Consider the following 20,168-nt stretch of genomic DNA (forward strand, 5'->3'; position numbering starts at 1 on the left):
CGCACGACCGGTTCAGAGCCTCCTTGGTGGCATCGAGGCCTTGACCGACACCAACAAGGCGTGCCCCAGGGCTGGGGGCAGCCGCTCCAGTTTCAAAAAGGGATTGGGATAGACGCCTGTCCCTAACTTGACGCACCCCCGGTAAAAACCCGGTGGGTGCGCGGCTACCGCACTCCTACCATCGCCGCACCTTGAGGCCACGGTGGCCACGACCAGGAGGAGCTGTTTGATGAAAACCCACGTTGCCTTGCCCGTTAGCCAGCGGCTTTCCCAGGCGCGCCGCCGCAGCCTCGTGCTGGCACTGGCAGGCGGTGCGGCCTTGGCCAGCCTGTCCGCCAGGGCGCAACCCGCTCCGGGCAAGGGCGACATTCTCATTGGCCGGTCTACCGCGCTGTCGGGTGGCATGGCCCCCTTTCTTGCACCCATCCATGAAGGACAGGACGCTGCAGTGGAAGACGCCAATGCCAAGGGCGGCATTGGCGGACGCAAGATTCGCCTGGTGACGCTCGACGACGGGTTCGATCCGCGCCGCACGCTGGAGAACGCCAGGCAGCTGAGCGAGAAGGAGGGCGTGCTGGCCTTGTTGGGCGTGTCGGGCACCTCTCAAGTGATGGCGCTGCTGCCCTACTTGGTGCAAGCCAAGCTGCCACTGATCTCGGTGTACACGGGCAGCCCTGCCATCCGGGCGCAGCAGCATCCCTACCTCTTCACCACACGCGCCAGCTATGCCGACGAGCTGGTCAAGATTGTGCGCAACCTGGTGGCAGTGCAGACCTCTCGCATTGCCGTGGCCTACGAGAACAACGACTTTGGCAAGCTGCTGCTGCCGCTGGTCGAAAAAACCATTGCCGCCGAAGGCGCGACGCTGGCCGGCTCGCATGCCATCGCGCCAACCGGGGCAGACGCCAACGACGCCGCCAAGGCCCTGGCCGCCCAGAAACCACAAGCCGTGCTGCTGGTGGCGGCGGGGCCGCCTGTGGTTGCCTACGTGCGGGCCAACCGCGCGCACCTGGGAGTGCCGGTCTACACCTTGTCGCTGGGCGCAGGCTCCGCAGTGCTCAAGGCGCTGGGTGACGACGCGCGCGGTCTGGCCGTGGCACGCACCGGCCCCTCGCCCACCAAGCCCACCATTGCGCTCACGCGGGACTTCCAGGCCTCCATGAAGCGCCACGACAAGCCTGTGGACTACGACCGCTACACCGGCTACATGGATGCGCGCGTGCTGATTGAAGGCCTGCGCGCAGCAGGGCCTGGCGTCACCCGGGCCAGCCTGGTCCAGGCCATGGAAGGCCTGGGCAACCTTGACCTGGGCGGCTACAGCTACCAATTCAGCCCACAGAACCACCACGGCTCGAACTACGTGGACATCGCGGTGGTGGGCTCTGGCGGGGTGTACCGGCAGTGATGGCGTGAGGGCCCGATGAACGCTGCGGCGACAATGGCGGCCCTGTCACCGCTGCCTGTTCATCACTGTGTCCCACACTTCCCCTGTTTTTGACGTCGTCATCATCGGCGCCGGTGCTGCCGGCCTGTTCTGCGCGGGCCAGGCGGGCCAGCGGGGCCTCAAGGTGCTGCTGATCGACCATGCCGAAAAGGTGGCCGAAAAGATCCGCATCTCGGGCGGCGGACGCTGCAACTTCACCAACCGCGACCTGGACCCCGCCGCGCCCCACAAACACTTTGTGGGGCAAAACCCGCAGTTCTGCCGCTCGGCGCTGTCACGCTATACGCCCGCCGACTTCATTGCGCTGGTGCAAAAGCACGGCATTGCCTTCCACGAAAAACACAAGGGACAGCTGTTTGCCGACCGCTCGGCCGAGGACATCATTGCCATGCTGCTGGCCGAGTGCGCGGCGGGCCAGGTGACGCACTGGCAACCTTGTGTGGTCAAAAATATAAAGTTTTTGGCCCCTGGCGCTTATCCATCAAGCGCTACCAGCTATCAAATTGATACTGACCGTGGCCCGGTGCAGGCGCGCTCGCTGGTCATTGCCACGGGCGGGCTGTCCATTCCCAAGATCGGCGCCACCGACTTTGGCTACCGGCTGGCGCAGCAGTTCAACATCCCGCTTGTCGAGCGCCGCCCAGGCCTGGTACCGCTGACTTTTGATGGCACGGGCTGGGCGCCGTATGCGCAACTCGCGGGCTTGGCGCTTCCGGTGCAAATCAGCACCGGGGCCAAGAAAACCCGTATGGCCTTCGACGAAGACCTGCTGTTCACCCACCGGGGCCTTTCGGGCCCGGCCGTGCTGCAGATCTCCAGCTACTGGCAGGAAGGCACGCCGCTGGCCATCAACCTCGCGCCCACGGTGGACCTGCCCGCCGCGCTGGCGCAGGGCAAGGCCCGCTCCCGCAAGCTGATCGCCAACGAACTGGCCACCCTGGTCCCCAGCCGCCTGGCCGACGCCTGGGCGCAGCGCGAGGCCGACTGGCAGCGCCCCATCAACGAGGCCAGCGACAAGGCCCTGGCACGGCTGGCCGAGCAGCTGGCGCGCTGGGAGCTGACGCCCACGGGCACCGAGGGCTACAAGAAGGCCGAGGTCACGCTGGGCGGCGTGGACACCAAGGCGCTGTCGCAGCAGACCATGGAGTGCAAGACGCAGCCCGGCTTGTACTTCATTGGCGAAGTGGTGGACGTGACGGGCTGGCTGGGGGGCTACAACTTCCAGTGGGCCTGGGCCAGCGCTGCGGCGTGCGCGCAGGCGCTGCCGCCAGCGGGCCACTGAAGCACTCCGTTCGCAATCGGGAGGGGCAGCGCACCTAAACTCCAGGCAACAACACATCGCTTTACCGGTGATACGGCGGGAGCCACGGCATGGATGGATTCGAACGCGCAGAAAAGTACCAAGCGGCCGCAACGGCCGTGGGCGCACTAATTGCCCTCGTCCCTGCAGCAAGCATTGGCGGAAACATCTTCATCGCGATCCTCGCAGCGCTGGGCGTGGGCTCACTGGCCGGGGGCGCGGTGATGGTGTGGTGGCTGCGCACTGATGAGGGCGATGCCTACCTGCGAGCCGACTCGCGCATCTCGGGCCGCTCGACCTCACGCACCTCGCTGTGGCTGGGCAATATGGCCCCGGGCGCCATCCTGGTCGGACTGGCCGTAGCGCTGCACATCCGAATTGCCTGATGGGTGAGGACGGGCGCTGAGGGCCGGGTCACCCCCACAGCGGTGCAGGCTGCGTACTGCCAAAACCCAGCCCCCGTACCGACGCGCCCTGGAGCACGCCGTGCTCCAGGGCCCAGGCGTGTAACGCCTCGGGCGGCAGCGGGCGGCTGAAGTGGTAGCCCTGCAGCTCTTCGCAGTCTAGCGCGCTCAGCACCTGGGCCGTGGCCAGGTCTTCCACCCCCTCGGCCACAATCTTGAGGCCCAGCGTGTGGCCCAGCGCGATGATGGCGCGCGTGATTGCCATGTCGGCGGGGTTGCTCAGCATGTCGTGCACGAAGGACTTGTCCACCTTGAGCCGGTCGATGTCAAAGCGCTTGAGGTAGGCCAGGCTGGAATACCCGGTGCCAAAGTCGTCGATGGACAGCTGCACGCCCAGCGATTTGAGCGCGGCCAGTTGCTGCTCGGCCGCGTGGGCGTTGTCCATGAGCTGTGACTCGGTGATCTCCAGCTCCAGCCGGTGGGCCGGCATGCCGGTGCGCGCCAGCAGTGCCTCGATGTCGCTGACCAGCAGAGGGTCAGCCAGCTGCGCGGCCGAGAGGTTGACCGAGATGGAGACATGCGCCAGCGGATGGACCAGCCCGCGCGCGGATGGGCCCGACAGCGGCACCTGCCATCGCACCCATTGCTCGCAAGCCTGCTGCAGCACCCAGCCGCCGATCGCGCGGATCATGCCAGTCTCCTCGGCAATGGGGATGAATTCGCTGGGCGGGATGTGGCCCAGGGTGGCGTTGTTCCACCGCAGCAGGGCCTCCACGCCCAGCAGGCCGCCGCCCTTGGCGGACAGGCGCGGCTGGTAGTGCAGGCTCAGTTCCTGGCGCTCCAGCGCGCGGCGCAGTTGCTGCTCCATCGTCTGGCGGGCCAGCGCGCGCTGGTCGGTCTCGGCCGAATAGAACAGCGCCATGTCGCGGCCCGTGGTCTTGGCCTCGTACATGGCGGCGTCGGCACGGCGCATGAGCTCGTCGATGTCGCTGCCGTCCTCGGGGTAGACGGCGATGCCCACACTGCACGACACGTTCAACTCGTGCCCTTCCACCGGGTGGCTCTGGCGGATGAGCGGAATCAGGCGCCGCTCCACCAGCTGCTGCACATCCTCGCGCCCGGCCACGTCGCGCATCACCACGACGAACTCGTCGCCGCCCAGGCGGCTGACCGTGTCGCGGCTGCGCACGGCCTGCGTGAGGCGCCCGGCCACCGAGCGCAGCAGGCCATCGCCGATGTGATGACCCAGCGTGTCGTTGATGGCCTTGAAGCGGTCCAGGTCGATGAACAGCACAGCCACCTTCTCGCCCGTGATCGGCGCCTGCGCCAGCGCCATCTGCAGACGCTGCACGCACAGCGAACGGTTGGGCAACTCGGTGAGCACGTCGTGGTGCGCCAGGAACTGAATGCGCTCTTCGCTGCGCTTGCGGTCGGTGATGTCGATGGCGATGCCGATGTGGTTGGCCAACGTACCACCCTTGGTCTCGCGCACGGCCGACACCATGAGCCAGGCCGGATAGGTCTCGCCCGAGCGGCGGCGAAACCGCACCTCGCCCTGCCACGACTCCTTGTCGAGCATGGTGCGGTGGATCTGCGCCGACAGCGGCTCGGCACCCGACTCTTCCAACAGAAAGCCCAGGTCCTCGCCTATGACCTCGTAAAAGTCGTAGTGCGTACTGCGGCAGAACGCCTTGTTCACGCTGATGATCTGCTGATCGGCGTTCATGATGATGATGCCCTCGGACGAGGCCTCGAACACCTTGGCCCACAGCTCCAGCCGCTGCTCCATCACCTTGAGCACGTTGATGGGCGTGAACGCGGTGAGCACCGAATCGCGCCCTTGGAACTGCAGGCGCCGCGCCGACAGCACGGCCCAGGAAGGCTCGGCGGTGCCCTTCCAGCGCACCTCGAACTCATCGACCGAGCCCTGGTCCGCCAGGCGCTGGAAGAAGCGCGCCCGCACGCCGGGCTCCAGACCCACGGCCCACGGGTCGGTCTTGCGGTCACCCAGCCAATGGGCAGCCGGGGCGTTGGAGTGCAGCACTTCGTGCTCGGGCACCGAGGTGACCACCATGGGGATGGGGAAGGCCTCGACCAGCTCGCGCTGGGCCTCGGCCGCGCGCGCGCTGGCGGCCAGCTCCTGCTGTAGCACGCGGTCGCGGTCAAGCTGGGACAGCATTTCATTGAAAGCCGTGACGAGACGCCCGATCTCGTCACGGCTGACCCAGTGCGCGCGCAGTGTGTGGTCGCCGCTTTTGCGCACCTCGTCGGCCACCCGCGCCAGTTGCTGCAGCGGCTTGGCGATCTGCCGCGCCACCAGCGTCACGAGGGAGAGGATGCAGCCCAGCAGCACCAGCGCGGTGCCTAAATGCAGCCACATGCGAGCGAAGAGCCCATCCACACGGCGGTTGAGCAGCCGCTCCAGGTCCACGATACCCACCGTCCAGGCATCGCGCAGCGCGCCCAGCACCTGCATCTGCTGCGTGCCCACCTGCGCCATGGTCAGGCGCGACTCCCCCGCCGCCACACCCTGCAACAACGCCTGGAAGCCCTCCAGGGATTGGTGGAGCGCCTCGCGCGGACCCTGCAAGGCGGCCCGCATTTCGGGCGAGCCTGCGATGAATGCCTGGTTGTAGTCCGCCTCAATGCCCTGCATCACAGCATCCAGCCGCCCCACCAGCGTGAGCAGCTCAAAGGACCACTGCGGACCGCGCCCGGTCTGCGCCGCGTTCAAGAACACCACCGTGTCGTGCACCGCCTGCAGCAGTTCTGGAAACCGCAGCACCACCAGCGACATGCCGTAGTAGCTGTCGAGATCGGGGTCCAGAATCAGGTTGGACTGGTTGCCTACCGTGGTCAGCAGCTCGCGGCCCTCACGCAGCAGCTGGCTGCGCATCCCGGTCAGCACCTGCGCATCCGTTGCAGACGGCGGCCTGGCGGCCAGTTGCCCGAGCACCATGCTGAAGCGTTCGCCCACTTCCTGTGTGCGCAACTGCTCGTCATACGCCTTGCGCACACCCGTCAGCCGTGCAATCACATCGCCCGCCAGCGGCGGCTGCTGGGATGCATCCAGAAACTGCCCCATGAGCCCGTCGCGCAGCACCGCCGCATACGTGGTGCCCACGATCTCCTTGCGTGTGAAATCGATGGCCACGTACTTTTCGTGGATCAGGATGCTGGACACATAGATCACCGCCGACAGGTCCAGCAGGTAGATGAGCATGAGCTTGCGCCCCACACTGAGGCGGCCCAGCCAGCCCGAAACGCGGTGCATGAATGCCATGGTGTCTGTGGCGGCAGGCCCACCCGGGCGGATGACCTGGGCAACCCACCGACGGTGGTAGGTGATTGTTACAACGTGAAGCAATTTCCACGCCATTGCGCGGCCTGAGGATGGACGGAGGCAATGCCTTCGGTGAGAACGACCTCAGTCCTTGTTCGGGCGCGGCCCACTGCAGTGCCACATGGCCCATGCCCAACCAGGCCACCAGTGGCGGCGTCCCGCAGCGCGGGACGGGACGCAGGGAGCTGCACAGGGGTACTTCCCATCCGCGCCACAAAGGCTATAATCTCCGGCTTTGCTGGCAATGCCCCGTCGGCCAAATACTAGTTACAGACGGGGAAACCGCTTTGTACGGACTTGAGGCCCGATCTCCCCAAGCCCCTCTGCAGGCACCATTTGGAAAACCATTAGCTAATGACTACGATCCGCGTAAAAGAAAACGAACCCTTTGACGTTGCACTGCGCCGCTTCAAGCGCACCATTGAAAAGCTCGGCCTGCTGACCGACCTGCGCGCCCGTGAGTTCTACGAAAAGCCCACCGCAGAGCGCAAGCGCAAGAAGGCAGCCGCCGTGAAGCGCCACTACAAGCGCGTTCGCAGCATGCAACTGCCCAAGAAGATGTACTGATCCATCTTCGGCCCCGAGCCTTTTGCTTGGGTCCCAGAACCCGCGCTAGGGACGCCAAGCGCGGGTTTTTGTTTTTCGGGTTTGCCAAAAGGCTTTCTGGCGTCGTTGCAACGCCTTGCCGTAGCGAGACTACTGTCTGCGGCGTTGACGCCTAGCCAGAAAGCCTTTTGGCAAACCCTTGTCCCTGTTTGAAACCCAAAAAAGGAAGCCGCCATGAGCCTCAAGGACCAGATCACCGAAGACATGAAAACCGCCATGCGCGCCAAGGACAGCGAGCGCCTGGGCACCATCCGCCTGCTGCAGGCTGCGATGAAGCAAAAGGAAGTGGACGAGCGCATCGTGCTGGACGACGCCGCCGTGGTCGCCATCGTGGACAAGCTCATCAAGCAGCGCAAGGATTCCATCACCGCTTTTGAAGGCGCTGGCCGCCAGGACCTGGCGGACAAGGAAAAGGCCGAGATGGCCGTGCTGCAGGCCTACCTGCCCGAGCGCATGTCGGCCGAAGAAACGCTGGCTGCCGTGAAGGCCATCGTGGCCGAAATCGGCGCATCAGGCCCTGGCGACATGGGCAAGGTGATGGGCGTGGTCAAGACCCGCCTTGCGGGCAAGGCCGACATGGGCCAGGTGTCGGCCGCTGTGAAGGCTGCGCTGGCAGGCTGATCGCCCCCTCACCACCACCCAGTCAGTATTTTTTTGATAGCTGCTACCGCTTGTCAGACGGGCGGTAGCAGCTATTTTTGCTTCAAACCGGGGTGCTTACCCCCGCGTCGGCATCCCGCGCCATCCACCCGGAGCGGAAATGCTCCTGCAGAAACTCCACACACACGCGCACCTTGGCCGACCGCTCCAGCCGCGTCGGGAACACGGCCCACACATTGGCCTCCTGCTGCCATTGCGGCAGCACCTGCACAAGGCGCCCGATCTGCAGGTGCGCGCCCACATCCCACAACGAGCGCAGCACCACGCCACGCCCGTCCACCGCCCACTGCACGGCCATCTCGCCGTTGTTGGCCGACAGCGGGCCGCGCACCTTGACCGACTCTTCCTGCGCGCCGCTGCGCAGGCGCCACACGCCAAACGGGTGGTCGCGCTCCTTGATCACCAGGCAGTCATGCGCGGCCAGGTCCGCCACCGTGCGCGGAGCGCCCTTGCGCTGCAGGTAAGTGGGCGATGCGCAGAGCACGCGGTGGTTGTCGGCAAGGCGGCGCGCGATGAGGTGTGGCGCGATCTCATCGCCCACGCGCACATCCAGGTCAAACCCCTCGCCCGCCACATCCACCAGCCGGTCAAATACCTCCAGCCGCACCTGCAGCCCCGGGTGCTGCTCCACCAGACGCGACAGCGCAGGCGCCACGATCTGCCGCCCAAAGCCGAAGCTGCTGCTCACGCGCAGCAGCCCGCGCGGCTCGCTGCGCGTGATGGCCACCTCCTGCATGAGTTGCTCCATGTCGTCCAGGATGCGCTGCGCCCAGTGGAAAACGCGCTCGCCTTCCTCCGTCACCGCCACCCGGCGGGTGGTGCGATGCAGCAGCTTGACCTGCAGGTCCTGCTCCAGCAGGCGAATGCGCTTGCTCACGTAGGCGGGCGACGTGCCGAGCTCGGCAGCAGCCGCGCCAAAGCTGGACTTGCGCACCACCGCCGTGAAAACGCGCAAGTCGTCGGCCGCTGGGTTTTTATGCACGATATGTGAATGATGGAGCCACAGTTGACGGATTGTAGTTTTTGATGGCGCTCGGAATAATGCAGTGCACACACCGTCCGCACCCACCTGCGGCTTCCCTCTACCCTGCCCCCACCATACCCAGCACCATGAACGCACCCACCACCAAGACCTACCGCATCGCCGTCCTGCCCGGAGACGGCATCGGCAAAGAAGTCATGCCCGAAGGAGTGCGCGCCATCCAGGCCGCCGCCGCCCGCTTTGGCTTTGAACTGCAGTTGCACGAATTCGAATGGGCCAGCTGCGACTACTACGCCGCCCACGGAAAAATGATGCCCGACGACTGGAAGGCGCAACTGTCGGGCATGGACGCCATCTTCTTCGGCGCCGTGGGCTGGCCCGCCACCGTGCCCGACCATGTGTCGCTGTGGGGATCGCTGCTCAAGTTCCGCCGCGAGTTCGACCAGTACATCAACCTGCGCCCCGTGCGCCTGTTTGAAGGCGTGCCGTGCCCCCTGGCCGGCCGCAAGCCCGGCGACATCGACTACTACGTGGTGCGCGAGAACACCGAGGGTGAATACACGTCGCTCGGCGGCATCATGTACGAAGGCACCGACCGCGAGATCGTGATCCAGGAATCGGTCTACTCGCGCCACGGTGCGAACCGCCTCTTGAAGTTCGCCTTCGACCTGGCCCAAAGCCGCCCCAAAAAGCACGTCACCCTGGCCACCAAAAGCAACGGCATCGCCATCAGCATGCCCTGGTGGGACCAGCGCGCCGACGACGTGGCCAAGGGCTATCCCGAGGTCACGCTGGACAAGCAGCACATCGACATCCTCACCGCCCGCTTTGTACTGCAGCCAGGCCGCTTTGACGTGGTGGCCGCCACCAACCTGTTTGGCGACATCTTGAGCGACCTAGGCCCTGCCACCACCGGCACCATCGGCCTGGCGCCTTCGGCCAACCTGAACCCCGAGCGCAACTTCCCCAGCCTGTTCGAGCCCGTGCACGGCTCGGCACCCGACATCTATGGCAAGAACATTGCCAACCCGATCGCCATGATCTGGTCGGGCGCACTGATGCTGGACTTCCTCACGCAGGGCGTGGGTGCAGGACGGGCGGCGCACGATGCCATCGTGGCGGCCATCGAAGAAGTCATCAAGAGCGGCCCGCGCACACCGGACCTGGGCGGCACGGCCAGCACCACGCAGGTGGGCGAGGCGATTGCCGCGCGGGTGGCTGGGCACTGAGCCATGGCCATCACCCTAATGCTTCTATTTCAATAGCTTAAAAGGCACACCCACCGCGCGGCAACGGCCTTTTTTGCTTGAAAAAACGGACTAGGTGGCAATGTTCTCGTGCACGCAGAGGTAGTTGCCCTCGGTGTCTTTGAACCACGCGGCCTTCTCGGCGCCCAGCACACACACGTGATTGACGGTCTTGAGGCCCGGGAAGTCGTAGTCCTCGAAGACCACCTTCGCGCGTTTCAGCGCCTCGATGGTGGCCGCTATGTCGGCCACCTGGAAACTGATGGCCGTGTGGTCGGCCTTGGTGCCTTCCGGCTTGGGGAACAGCGCCAGCGTGCTGCCCCCCACGGCATAGACAAACTTGCCATCGGGCCGGAACCCGCCGGGCTTGAGCCCCAGGCAACCCTCGTAGAAGGCGCGGGCACGGTCCATGTCCATCACAGGCAGCATGGTGGTTACGGAAGCATCGGACAACATACCAGGTCCTTTCGCTCAATCCGGCCCTGGGCCTTGCCCCCTGGTGCGCACCAGGCCCCGGTCCGGGCCGCCTGACCGGTGGTGCAGCAGTGTAGGCCGATCCCCGCCGCCTCACCAGTGCACGCAGTGAGGAGGCCCGCCCCCGTCACCCCCCATGGGGCGGCACCCGGAAGTTCTCGCTGATGTGTTTTTCCGCCCGCACCAGGGCGGCACCCAGCGCCCGCAGCCACCGCCCGCCCAGACGCAGCACCCGCCGGGGCCAGCGGCCCCCAGGGGCCGGATACTGTGGCACAGCCCCCGGCGGCTGGCAGGCGTGGGATAGGCGGGTCGTGCTTTCGGGGTCCAGACGGTTGGGATGCAACATGGCCCGCATGCTCAGGCTTGGCTTACCATCTGTAAAGTTGAATTCAATGAAGCCTCAATTCATAAAAACTGATGCGTAACTTCAACCTGGACCACTTGCAGACGCTGATCGCCATTGCCGACCTGGGCAACTTTGCAGCGGCCGCACAGGCGCTGCACCTGGCGCCGCCCACCGTCAGCCTGCACATCAAGGAGCTGGAATCGCGCCTGCAGGCCGACCTGGTGGTGCGGGGTCGGCGGCAGGCCGAGCTGACGCCCCCAGGCGAGGTGCTGGTGCAGGAGGGGCGCCAGCTGCTGCTTGCCTGCGACGACCTGATGGAGCGCGTGCGCCGCCGCGCCTCGGGGCGCGAGGGCATCGTGCGTGTGGGGGTGTCGGCGGGCGTGAGCACGCGCCTGCTGCCACGCATGCTGGAGGCACTGGCCGTGCGCTGCCCCGGTGTGGAGATCCGGCTGGAGGCCGTGGGCTCTGCCGATTCGATGCAGCGGCTCAAGGCCGGCACGCTGGACATCGGCATCATCGCCAGTCCCCAGCCGCCTTTGGCCGAGGTGCGCCAGACCCCTTGGCGCAACGACCCCATGGTGGCGCTGCTGCCTGCGGCCTGGGAGGCGCCCGCGTTCGCAACCCCTGACTGGCTGGCCACCCGCCGCTGGGCATCGTTTGCGCCCGCCACACAAATGCACGGGCTGATTGCCAACTGGTTTGGCCAGGCGGGCCACCACCCGCGCCCCTTCCTGGCGCTGAGCTACCCCGGCGCGCTCAAGAGCCTGGCGGTGGCCAGCCAGTGCGCCGCGCTGCTGCCGATGGAGGAGGTGAAGGACCTGCAGGGCACGCCCAATGTGCAGATCCGCCCTCTGCAGCCGCCGCTCATGCGCCCCATGGCTGTGGCGCACCGCCACCAGCCACCGCCCTCACCTGCGGTGGAGGGCGTGCTGCAACTGCTGGTCGAATTTGCGGACTTTGGGGAGTAACAGCTGGGCTTGCCGCCCGCCATCACACGGGTGGTAAGACTGGAGCGCCTGGGGCACGCCGCACCGCAGACCGCCGCAAATAGGGCTGCACAAACAGGTACAGCCCCGTCAATAGCAGCAGCGCCAGCGGCGGCAGAGGTGCATACGTGACCCAATCCGGCGGGTTACCCGCGCCCTGCGCACGGACCACAAAATTGGCGATGACGGCTAGGGCGTGTCACCCTTCAATTCCCCCACGCGAAAGCCAGCCAGGCCGTGCAGTGCTAGGCGCCCTGAGTGCCGTGTAGCTTGGCTACACAAGCGAAGGGCAACGACGCAATGCGCGGCCTGGCTGGCTTTCCCTCCGGGCTGGCCCCGCAATGCGGCGTCTGCTTTGTCGCGTGGCTTGCCCATGGATGACTATGGGCTGCGCCCCCCTTCGCGCATCCATCCGAATTGCGCGGCCAGCGCGTGGGGGAATTGAAGAGTGGCACGCCCTGGCGTGAACGCCATCGACACCCAGCGGTGAAACCGCCGAATGCCCACGCCGGCGCTCATTGCGCACCTCCGGCCGCGAGCTGGATCAGCTTCCAGCCATTGCCCGCCGGGTCCCGAAACCCCGCATCCACATTGCCGTACCGGTCCACGGGCTCCTGCGTGAACTCCACACCCTGGTCGCGCAGCCGGGCATACGCAGCGCGGCAATCTGCCACATGCAACACCAGCGGCGGCATGGCGCCCTTGGCCACCATGGCGCGCAGCGTCTGCGCCGTGGCGGCATCGTGGATGGGAGGGCCGGGTGTGAACAGCCCCAGCTGAAAGTCTGGCTGATCGGGGTGCTGCACCGTCAGCCAGCGGTAGGGGCCGTTGCGCACGTCGGTGTGCACACGAAACCCCAGCTTGCCCACATAGAACGCAAGCGCTTCGTCCTGGTCGTCCACATACACACCCACCACACCAACGCCTTGGTTCTTCGTCATCAGATCTCCTTGGTTGCTAAGAGCCTGTTCAAGGTCTTTTTGGAGATCGCATTGGAGTGCAATCGGGAGGAGTGGATGCTTCGGATGCGCCGCATGGGCTCGTGCCCATGCAAGCAGCCGGGGCGTCCAATCGCCCGATTTCACTCCAACCCTTCGGGCAAGTGCCTTGCCGGGCGGTCTGCGGCGTTGCGGCGCTTGCCAATAGCCGAGCTATTGGCTGCCCACCGCGCCTTGCATCCCATCCCGGCAAGGTACTTGTGCGACTCCAAAAAGACCTTGAACAGGCTCTAGGACGGGTTTGTACCTTCCGCCAGGCGGCGGCGCTTCTCCAAAACTGCTGTGGTGAGGTCGGGACGCTGTGCGGCTTTCAACACACAGGCGGGCACCCGGTCCAGTGGCGTGGCATTGGCCTGGGCCTCCCTGCGCACCCCACTGGGGCTCATCCCCGTGATGTCGCGAAAGATGCGCCCGAAGGTGCCCAGGCTCTCCCAGCCGGTGGCAAAGGCGATCTCGGTGATGGGCAAGTTCGTATCGCGCAGCAGCGTGGTGGCCTGCTCGATGCGGCGGGTCAGCAGGTAGCGGTGGGGCGGAATGCCGAACGCCTGCCGGAACGAGCGGGCGAAGTGCGCCTCCGACACCCCGCTGACCTCGGCCAGCCGCTGCACGGGCCAGGCCTCGTGCGATGCGGCGTCCATGCGGTCCTTGGCGCGCAGCAGGCGGCGCAACAGGGTCGGGTCCTGCGGCGCAATAGCCGCACCCGACGTCTGTTTCGACGGCGCGGCGGGCGCGCTGGAGGGCAATGGGTGCGGGCGCTCAAACGGCATGCGCGAAGCATATCGCCTTGGGTTCTGGCGACCCGCCCGATTTTCCCGGGCAGGGACTGCTGCTGGCACACACACTCGGAGCCGCTTTTCAGGCTACCTGCACATCGCCAAAGACTTCGAGCGCCTGGCCGTTCAGCGCCCGCAACGTGTCCATGGAGTCCACCGCCTCGCCCAAGGCCAGCGCACCGCTGCGCTGGTACGCCGGGGCCATCAGGCGCTGCGCGGCCTCCAGCACCAGGGGCGCCGTGACGGCATAGATGTCCTGGCCGCGCACACCGGCCGTACGCACCACGCCGTTCTGCACCAGCCGCACCACCAGTTCAAAACGCTGGGCCGACCGGCCGCTGCCATCCACCGCCGTGGGCGGCGGGGTGCTGGCATCGCGGATGTCGGCCAGGGCCGAGCGGTTGATGAGCGAGCGGATGGTATCGGCCTGCAGGTGGTGGGCCAGGGTGATGGTCTCGCTGAACGGCAGTTCCACCATGGCATAGGTCGCCAGGGGCGCGGCAAAGGTCCAGTCGGGCACGTCGGCGGCGGGCACCAGCGGCACCAGGCGCCCGCCCTGTACCACCTGGCGCTGCGCCTTGTTGCGCTCGCCCGTCAGACGCGTGCCTTCGGTGGGCCACCAGCGGTCCAGCCCCATGGCCACGGTGATCTCGTCGATGGGGCCGGGAGCGGCGAGCGCGCTGGCCAGCAGGTCGGCCAAGCCACCGTAGAAACCGGCAGCGGGCACCACCACGCGCCCGGCAGCCACGGCGGGCGCCTGCAGATCGGCAAAAGTGGCCTGGGCGCTGGGCTGCTCGGCGGTCACATCGATGTAGTGGGCGCCCGCCTGCAGCGCGGCCTGCGCCACCGGGGCGGCCGTGTCCATGAAGGGCCCCGCGCAGTGGATGACCACGCCACAACCGGCAAAGGCCTGCACCAGCGCCGCCGGGTCGTCCAGCGCCGCCACGCGGCACTCCACCCCCGAGGGAAACAGCGCAGCCAGCCGGACGGCATTGCGCCCCACAGCCACCACGCGCAGGCCACGGCGCAAGGCCTCCTGCACCACAAACTGGCCGGTATGGCCGCTGGCACCGTACACCGCGATGGAAGAAACAGAGGATGTCATGGAGAACCTTTCGGGAAAGAAGTGGAGGGAAAAATTAACGATACAGACCTGTCTGTTCTTTGAAGATTACAGACAGGTCTGTATCATGTCAAGCATGGCTGCACATTCTTTTTCCCATCCCCTCCCGGCAACCACGCCAGGCCCCCGCCCCAAGCCCGAATCACGGCCCGCGTCGCGGCGCGCTGCGACGGCCTCCAGCGAGCCCGTGCAGGACGTGCGCGAGCGCATCCTCGACACGGCGTCGAGCCTGTTCTACCAACGCGGTGTGCGCGCCGTGGGGGTGGACCTGGTGGTGGCCGAAGCGGCCGTGGCCAAGACCAGCCTGTACCGCTACTTCCCCACCAAGGACGACCTCATCGTGGCGTTTCTGGAGCGTGAAGACGTGGACTTCTGGGGCCTGTGGGATGCGGTGGCGGCGCAGCATGCCGAGGACCCCGCAGGCGAGTTGCAGGCCCACATGCAGTGGATCGGCGAGCGGCTGGGCCGCTCCAACTACCGGGGCTGCCCGCAGATCAACGTGGCGGCCGAATTTGCCGAGCAGGACCACCCTGCCCGCCGCGTGGCGCAGCAGCACATGGTGACGCTGCGCGGCCGCCTGCACGGTATTGCAGAGCGGCTGGGCGTGCCCCGGCCCGAGGCCCTGGCGGCCCAGCTGGCTGTGCTCATCAATGGGGCTTTTGTGAGTTCAGGCCTGCTCAGCGGCGAGGAGGCGACACCCGTGCTGCAGGCCGCGGTGCAGGCCTTGCTGGCGGGTGCGCGGGCAGGCAACAAGTAGCGCAACAGCTGCTCAAAAAACAAAAAGGCCCTCGCTCGTCGCGAGGGCCTTTTTTGCATCAGCGCGGCCCTTTGCGGCGGCTGCGCTACGGACCAGGCGTTAGCTCCCCGCCACCTTCATGCGGTTGACCAGGATGGAGCCCACGGTCTTGGCGCCGTAGTTGTAGGCATCCGCACCCACGGCCTCAATGCCCTTGAGCATGTCTTTGAGGTTGCCCGCGATGGTGATCTCGTGCACCGGGTAGGCGATCTTGCCGTTCTCCACCCAGAAGCCGCTCGCGCCGCGCGAATAGTCGCCGGTCACGTAGTTCACGCCCTGGCCCATCAGCTCCACCACAAAGAGGCCCGTGCCCAGCTTTTGCAGCATGGCGTCGAGGTTGTCGCTGGCTTGCGTGAGGCGCGAGGTCATCACCAGGTTGTGCGAGCCGCCCGCATTGCCCGTGGTCTTCATGCCCAGTTTGCGGGCCGAGTAGCTGGACAGGAAGTAGCCCTCGACGCGCCCTCCTTTGACCACCTTGCGCAGCGCCACGCGCACGCCTTCTTCGTCGAACGGCGAGCTGCCCTTGCCGCGCAGGATGAAGGGGTCTTCCAGGATGTCGATGTGCTTGGGGAAGACCATCTTGCCCAGCGAGTCGAGCAAGAAGCTGCTCTTGCGGTACAGCGAGCCGCCGCTGACGGCCTGCACAAAGCCGCCCAGCAGGCCGGCGGCCAGGGTGGATTCGAACAACACCGGGCATTGCGTGGTGGGGATCTTGCGGCTGCCCAGGCGGCTCAACGCGCGCTGCGCGGCGTAGCGGCCCACGGCCTCTGGCGATGCCAGTTCGGTGGCGTCGCGCATGGAGCTGTACCAGGCATCGCGCTGCATCTCGGCGTTGCGGCCGGGCAGCGAGGCGATGGGTGCGACGGAGAAGCTGTGGCGCGAACTGGCATAGCCGCCGCGAAAGCCGCGTGTGTGGGCGCTGAAGAAGTGGCTTTGCTGGGCCGACACGCCCGCGCCTTCGCTGTTGGTGATGCGGCGGTGCGTCTTGAGCGCGGCGGCCTCGCAGGCCTTGGCGATTTCAGCGGCCTCTTCGCTGGTGATGGCCCAGGGGTGGAACAGGTCCAGGTCACGGTGCGTGTCGGCCGGGGCGATGTCATCGGCGTCCGGCAGGCCTGCCATGGGATCTTCGGCCGTGAAACGGGCGATGTCGTAGGCTGCCTGCACGGTCTGCTCGATGGCCTTGTTCGAGAAATCGGACGTGCTGGCGTTGCCACGGCGTTTGCCAAGGTACACCGTCACGCCCAGGGATTTATCGCGGTTGCGCTCCACGTTCTCCAGCTCGCCCTTGCGCACGCTGACCGACAGGCCGCAGCCCTCGGACGCCTCGGCGCCTGCGTCGGTGGCGCCGAGCTTTTTGGCATGGGCCAGGGCGCGGTCCACGAGGTCTTCAAAGAACGCGCGGCTGTAGCTGAAGCCGTTGTCAGGGGTGCGGGAGGTGGCAGGCGCGGGCGCAGCGGCAGCCGCGCTTTGGGCGCGCGCGGCGTGGGTGGAGGGTTTATTCATAGCGGCAGCTATGATACTTGCCGCTGTGGCGCGCTCTGCGCCGCTTCTCTTTTTGCCCCCACCCATGTCACGCAAACCCAAAAAAGGCTACTTTGTGCGAGGCCAGTTCGTTGCCGAAGGCAGCGAAATGGACATTCAGCTCAAGGCCGAACTCAAAGGCACGCCCGATGCCAGCCGCACCGATCTCAAGCGCGAAAGCGACGAACTGCAGGAGCTGGGCAAAGAGCTTTTGAGCTTGCGCGCCGACCTGTTCGAGGCGGTGGGACTGCCCGACAAGCTGGTGGACGCGCTGGCGGAGGCCAAGCGCATCACCAACTTTGAAGGCAAGCGCCGCCAGATGCAGTACGTGGGCAAGATCATGCGCAAGCTCGAACCCGAGCTGGTGCAGGCCGCCCGCCAGGCGCTGGAAGAGCAGCACAAGGGCTCGGCCACCGAAAAGATGCAGTTGCACCTGGCCGAACACTGGCGCGACCGCCTGATTGCCGACGATGACGCGCTGGCCCCCTGGATGGCCGAGCACCCCACCACCGACACGCAGCAGTTGCGCGCGCTAATCCGCCAAGCCCGCAAGGACGCACAGCCTGCGGGCAAGGAGGCCAATGTCCAGGTCTCGCAAGGCCTGGCCCCGCGCAAGGGCCGCGCCTACCGCGAGCTGTTCCAGCTGGTGCGCGAGCACCTGGGCGGCACGGGTGCAGACGACGCCAGCGATATCGATGAGGACCACGGCGATGAGTGAGCCTTCCGCCCTGCACGACCCGGTGAAGATCGGCATCGTCTCCATCAGCGACCGCGCCAGCAGCGGTGTCTATGAAGACAAGGGCCTGCCCGCGCTGCAGGACTGGCTCACGCGCGCACTGCACAACCCCATCACCTTCGAATCGCGCCTGATCCCCGACGAGCAGGAAGGCATCAGCGCGGCGCTGATCGAACTGGTCAACGCAGGCTGTTGCCTGGTGCTGACCACCGGCGGCACGGGCCCTGCCTTGCGCGACGTGACGCCCGAGGCCACGTTGGCCGTGGCGCACAAGGAGATGCCGGGCTTTGGCGAGCAGATGCGCCAGATCAGCCTGAAGTTCGTGCCCACCGCCATCCTCTCGCGCCAGGTGGCCGTGGTGCGCGACCAGAGCCTCATCATCAACCTGCCCGGCCAGCCCAAGGCCATTGCCGAGACGCTGGAGGGCCTGAAGGAGGCCGACGGCAAGCAAATCGTGCCCGGCATCTTTGCGGCCGTACCCTACTGCGTGGACCTGATTGGCGGGCCGTATCTGGAAACGCGGGACGAGGTCTGCAAAGCGTTCCGCCCCAAGAGCGCTGTGCGGGCAACTCGCCCAGCTTGATACTTCAGAATCTGAAGCAAATAGAGCCGCTAGCGCTTACTCGATAAGCGCAAGCAGCTATATTTTTCATAGCAACAAAATAAAACAGGGCAGCGCAGGCACGCCGCTACTTGCCCACCAGTTCGTTCAGCTTGCCCGCCTCGAACTGCTCCTTGAGCGCAGCATCACACGGCACGCAGTCCTTGTTCTGCGGGTTGGTGGACAGCTTCTCGATGGCCTGCCACAGCAGCGCGATCTGGTGCTCCTGCGACGAGGCGTTGTCGATCAACCCGCGCATGGCCTGCGAGAGCGGATCGTCCTCCTGCGTGATGCCATAGGCCGTGAACTTGCGCGCCTGCTGCGGCTCGGTCACGTCCGCGCTTTCGCCAGCTTTGGACGGGATGATCCGGGCCGGAATGCCCACCGCCGTGGCGCCCGCAGGCACCGGCTTGATGACCACGGCATTGCTGCCGATCTTCGCGCCGTCACCCACTTCAAAGCCGCCGAGCACCTTGGCGCCCGCACTCACCACCACGTCCTTGCCCAACGTGGGATGGCGCTTGGCACCTTTGTACAGCGAGGTACCGCCCAGCGTGACGCCCTGGTAGATGGTGCAGCCGTCGCCGATCTCGGCGGTCTCGCCCACCACCACGCCCATCGCATGGTCGAAGAACACGCGCTCGCCAATCTTCGCACCGGGGTGAATCTCGATGCCTGTGAACCAGCGCGCAAAATGCGAAATAAAGCGACCGAGCCATTTCAGGCCGTGGTGCCAGCACCAGTGGGCGGGGCGATGCAGCCAGATCGCGTGCAGGCCCGGATAACAGGTGATCACTTCCCACGTGCTGCGCGCGGCAGGATCGCGGTCGAGGATGCACTGGATATCGGAGCGCAGGCGGGCGAACATCGTGGCTCGTTTCTTTTGGTTATGTGTTTATGGGCTGCACAGTCTAGCGTTTCGCCTCTGTGGCCTCGATCATGGCTTTGGCGACACCTCTCAAGATGTGGATTTCTTCAGGGCTGAGCTGCGCGCGATTGAAAAGCTGGTTAAGGCGGGGCATGAGCTTCTTGGGTGCGGCGGGGTCCAGAAAACCGATGGTGGTAAGCGCCTGCTCCCAGTGGCCCAGCATGCCCGCTACCTGCGCGGCGTCGGCCAGGGCGCGCTGTGGTGTGGCATCCAGCACCGGGAACCCGCCCAGCGCCATGCGCCATTCGTAGGCAATCACCTGGATGGCGGCGCCGAGGTTGAGCGAGCCAAAGCCGGGGTTGGTCGGAATCGACAGTGCTACGTGGCAGCGGTACACATCCTCGTTGGTCATGCCAAAACGCTCGGAGCCAAACAGGAAGGCGACACCGGCCTGGCCGGCTGCCGCAGCCGATGGATCTTCTGGATTTGAGGTGTTTTTGACCTCTAGCGCCTTTCCATCAAGCGCTAGCAGCTCTTGTTTTAATAGCAATTCGAAATGGGCACGCGGTGCAGCCGTAGGCGGCCCAAAGTCGCGCGGAGTCATCGCCGTGGCGCACAGGTGGCTCATGCCGTCCAGCGCCTCATCGAGCGTTGCCACGATGCGGGCGTTCTCCAGCACGTCGAGCGCGCCACTGGCACGCTGGATGGTTTCCTCGCGCCGCAGCACGTTGGCCCAGCGCGGGGCCACCAGCACCAGGTCATCAAAACCCATGGTTTTCATGGCGCGGGCGGCAGCGCCCACATTGCCGGCGTGGCTGGTGTTGATCAGGACAAAACGGGTCTTCATGGGCAGGTGCAGGACAAGGGAAAAGGCAAGCGGTTAGGCGAAAAAGAGGCTCTGCGGGTAAAATCCTGCCCTCATTGTCGCCGCCCGCATCGCCGGGTCGGATCGCACCGCTC

At 66.0% G+C, this 20,168-nt stretch carries 20 protein-coding genes; 10 read left to right on the forward strand and 10 right to left on the reverse strand.

Translation table 11 applies throughout. The annotated features are described in order from the left end of the window. The first annotated feature begins 229 nt into the window (after positions 1 to 229). From NFX52_RS09220 to NFX52_RS09230, 3 genes are all read left to right on the forward strand, one after another. On the forward strand, positions 230 to 1,405 hold the full coding sequence (locus tag NFX52_RS09220) for an ABC transporter substrate-binding protein (protein ID WP_055400202.1): 1,176 nt from the start codon (positions 230 to 232) through the stop codon (positions 1,403 to 1,405). 67 nt (positions 1,406 to 1,472) lie between these two features. Further along, a complete protein-coding gene (locus NFX52_RS09225) occupies positions 1,473 to 2,726 on the forward strand; it encodes a BaiN/RdsA family NAD(P)/FAD-dependent oxidoreductase (protein ID WP_055400200.1) in 1,254 nt (417 codons plus the stop codon). Between the two features lie 89 nt (positions 2,727 to 2,815). Further along, positions 2,816 to 3,130 carry a hypothetical protein gene (locus NFX52_RS09230; protein ID WP_055400198.1) on the forward strand — a complete coding sequence of 105 codons (315 nt, stop codon included), beginning with the start codon at positions 2,816 to 2,818 and terminating at the stop codon, positions 3,128 to 3,130. 28 nt (positions 3,131 to 3,158) lie between these two features. Here the strand turns inward: NFX52_RS09230 and NFX52_RS09235 are convergent, their stop codons facing one another. Beyond that, positions 3,159 to 6,431: an EAL domain-containing protein gene (locus NFX52_RS09235; RefSeq protein WP_082437538.1), complete on the reverse strand. Its 3,273-nt coding sequence runs from the start codon at positions 6,429 to 6,431 to the stop codon at positions 3,159 to 3,161. Positions 6,432 to 6,845: 414 nt separating this feature from the next. Between NFX52_RS09235 and rpsU the strand changes: the two genes are divergently transcribed. Further along, positions 6,846 to 7,058 (forward strand): 30S ribosomal protein S21, encoded by a 213-nt coding sequence (gene rpsU / locus NFX52_RS09240; protein WP_005799779.1) that lies wholly within the window; start codon positions 6,846 to 6,848, stop codon positions 7,056 to 7,058. Between the two features lie 213 nt (positions 7,059 to 7,271). Then, positions 7,272 to 7,718, forward strand: a complete 447-nt coding sequence (locus tag NFX52_RS09245; RefSeq protein ID WP_055400197.1) for a GatB/YqeY domain-containing protein — start codon at positions 7,272 to 7,274, stop codon at positions 7,716 to 7,718. A gap of 82 nt (positions 7,719 to 7,800) precedes the next feature. On the opposite strand, the gene NFX52_RS09250 is transcribed toward NFX52_RS09245, so the two are convergent. Beyond that, positions 7,801 to 8,739 (reverse strand): LysR substrate-binding domain-containing protein, encoded by a 939-nt coding sequence (locus tag NFX52_RS09250; RefSeq protein ID WP_199731156.1) that lies wholly within the window; start codon positions 8,737 to 8,739, stop codon positions 7,801 to 7,803. A 128-nt stretch (positions 8,740 to 8,867) separates the two neighbouring features. Between NFX52_RS09250 and NFX52_RS09255 the strand changes: the two genes are divergently transcribed. Further along, positions 8,868 to 9,968, forward strand: coding sequence for a tartrate dehydrogenase (locus tag NFX52_RS09255; protein WP_055400195.1), 1,101 nt, complete (start codon positions 8,868 to 8,870; stop codon positions 9,966 to 9,968). A gap of 90 nt (positions 9,969 to 10,058) precedes the next feature. On the opposite strand, the gene NFX52_RS09260 is transcribed toward NFX52_RS09255, so the two are convergent. After that, positions 10,059 to 10,442 carry a VOC family protein gene (locus NFX52_RS09260; RefSeq protein WP_055400193.1) on the reverse strand — a complete coding sequence of 128 codons (384 nt, stop codon included), beginning with the start codon at positions 10,440 to 10,442 and terminating at the stop codon, positions 10,059 to 10,061. A 145-nt stretch (positions 10,443 to 10,587) separates the two neighbouring features. After that, positions 10,588 to 10,806 (reverse strand): hypothetical protein, encoded by a 219-nt coding sequence (locus tag NFX52_RS09265; protein ID WP_156358798.1) that lies wholly within the window; start codon positions 10,804 to 10,806, stop codon positions 10,588 to 10,590. 71 nt (positions 10,807 to 10,877) lie between these two features. Here NFX52_RS09265 and NFX52_RS09270 point away from each other — a divergent pair, with 71 nt between their 5' ends. After that, positions 10,878 to 11,774 (forward strand): LysR family transcriptional regulator, encoded by an 897-nt coding sequence (locus NFX52_RS09270; RefSeq protein WP_055400189.1) that lies wholly within the window; start codon positions 10,878 to 10,880, stop codon positions 11,772 to 11,774. Positions 11,775 to 12,307: 533 nt separating this feature from the next. Here NFX52_RS09270 and NFX52_RS09275 read toward each other — a convergent pair. The 3 genes from NFX52_RS09275 to NFX52_RS09285 all read right to left on the reverse strand — a co-directional run bounded on the left by NFX52_RS09275 (position 12,308) and on the right by NFX52_RS09285 (position 14,668). Continuing rightward, entirely contained in the window at positions 12,308 to 12,733 is a 426-nt protein-coding gene (locus tag NFX52_RS09275; RefSeq protein WP_055400187.1) for a VOC family protein, read from the reverse strand. 287 nt (positions 12,734 to 13,020) lie between these two features. Then, positions 13,021 to 13,557, reverse strand: a complete 537-nt coding sequence (locus NFX52_RS09280) for a helix-turn-helix domain-containing protein (RefSeq protein WP_082437536.1) — start codon at positions 13,555 to 13,557, stop codon at positions 13,021 to 13,023. Between the two features lie 88 nt (positions 13,558 to 13,645). Then, positions 13,646 to 14,668 carry a saccharopine dehydrogenase NADP-binding domain-containing protein gene (locus NFX52_RS09285; RefSeq protein ID WP_207401930.1) on the reverse strand — a complete coding sequence of 341 codons (1,023 nt, stop codon included), beginning with the start codon at positions 14,666 to 14,668 and terminating at the stop codon, positions 13,646 to 13,648. 94 nt (positions 14,669 to 14,762) lie between these two features. Between NFX52_RS09285 and NFX52_RS09290 the strand changes: the two genes are divergently transcribed. Then, a complete protein-coding gene (locus tag NFX52_RS09290) occupies positions 14,763 to 15,443 on the forward strand; it encodes a TetR/AcrR family transcriptional regulator (protein ID WP_082437535.1) in 681 nt (226 codons plus the stop codon). A gap of 99 nt (positions 15,444 to 15,542) precedes the next feature. Here the strand turns inward: NFX52_RS09290 and pmbA are convergent, their stop codons facing one another. Further along, positions 15,543 to 16,985 carry a metalloprotease PmbA gene (gene pmbA, locus NFX52_RS09295; protein ID WP_055400182.1) on the reverse strand — a complete coding sequence of 481 codons (1,443 nt, stop codon included), beginning with the start codon at positions 16,983 to 16,985 and terminating at the stop codon, positions 15,543 to 15,545. A gap of 64 nt (positions 16,986 to 17,049) precedes the next feature. Between pmbA and yjgA the strand changes: the two genes are divergently transcribed. Continuing rightward, a complete protein-coding gene (gene yjgA, locus NFX52_RS09300; protein ID WP_055400276.1) occupies positions 17,050 to 17,721 on the forward strand; it encodes a ribosome biogenesis factor YjgA in 672 nt (223 codons plus the stop codon). Further along, positions 17,714 to 18,322, forward strand: coding sequence for a molybdopterin adenylyltransferase (gene mog, locus NFX52_RS09305; RefSeq protein ID WP_055400180.1), 609 nt, complete (start codon positions 17,714 to 17,716; stop codon positions 18,320 to 18,322). The genes yjgA and mog overlap by 8 nt, the downstream gene beginning before the upstream one ends. Before the next feature lie 106 nt (positions 18,323 to 18,428). Here mog and cysE read toward each other — a convergent pair whose 3' ends face one another. Beyond that, the gene (gene cysE / locus NFX52_RS09310; RefSeq protein ID WP_055400178.1) at positions 18,429 to 19,208 is read right to left on the reverse strand and encodes a serine O-acetyltransferase; all 780 of its coding nucleotides are present in this window, start codon (positions 19,206 to 19,208) and stop codon (positions 18,429 to 18,431) included. Between the two features lie 43 nt (positions 19,209 to 19,251). Beyond that, a complete protein-coding gene (locus NFX52_RS09315) occupies positions 19,252 to 20,055 on the reverse strand; it encodes an RNA methyltransferase (RefSeq protein ID WP_055400176.1) in 804 nt (267 codons plus the stop codon). Positions 20,056 to 20,168: the final 113 nt, after the last annotated feature.

This window comes from Acidovorax facilis (assembly GCF_023913775.1).
In the GTDB taxonomy this organism is placed as follows: domain Bacteria; phylum Pseudomonadota; class Gammaproteobacteria; order Burkholderiales; family Burkholderiaceae_C; genus Acidovorax; species Acidovorax facilis.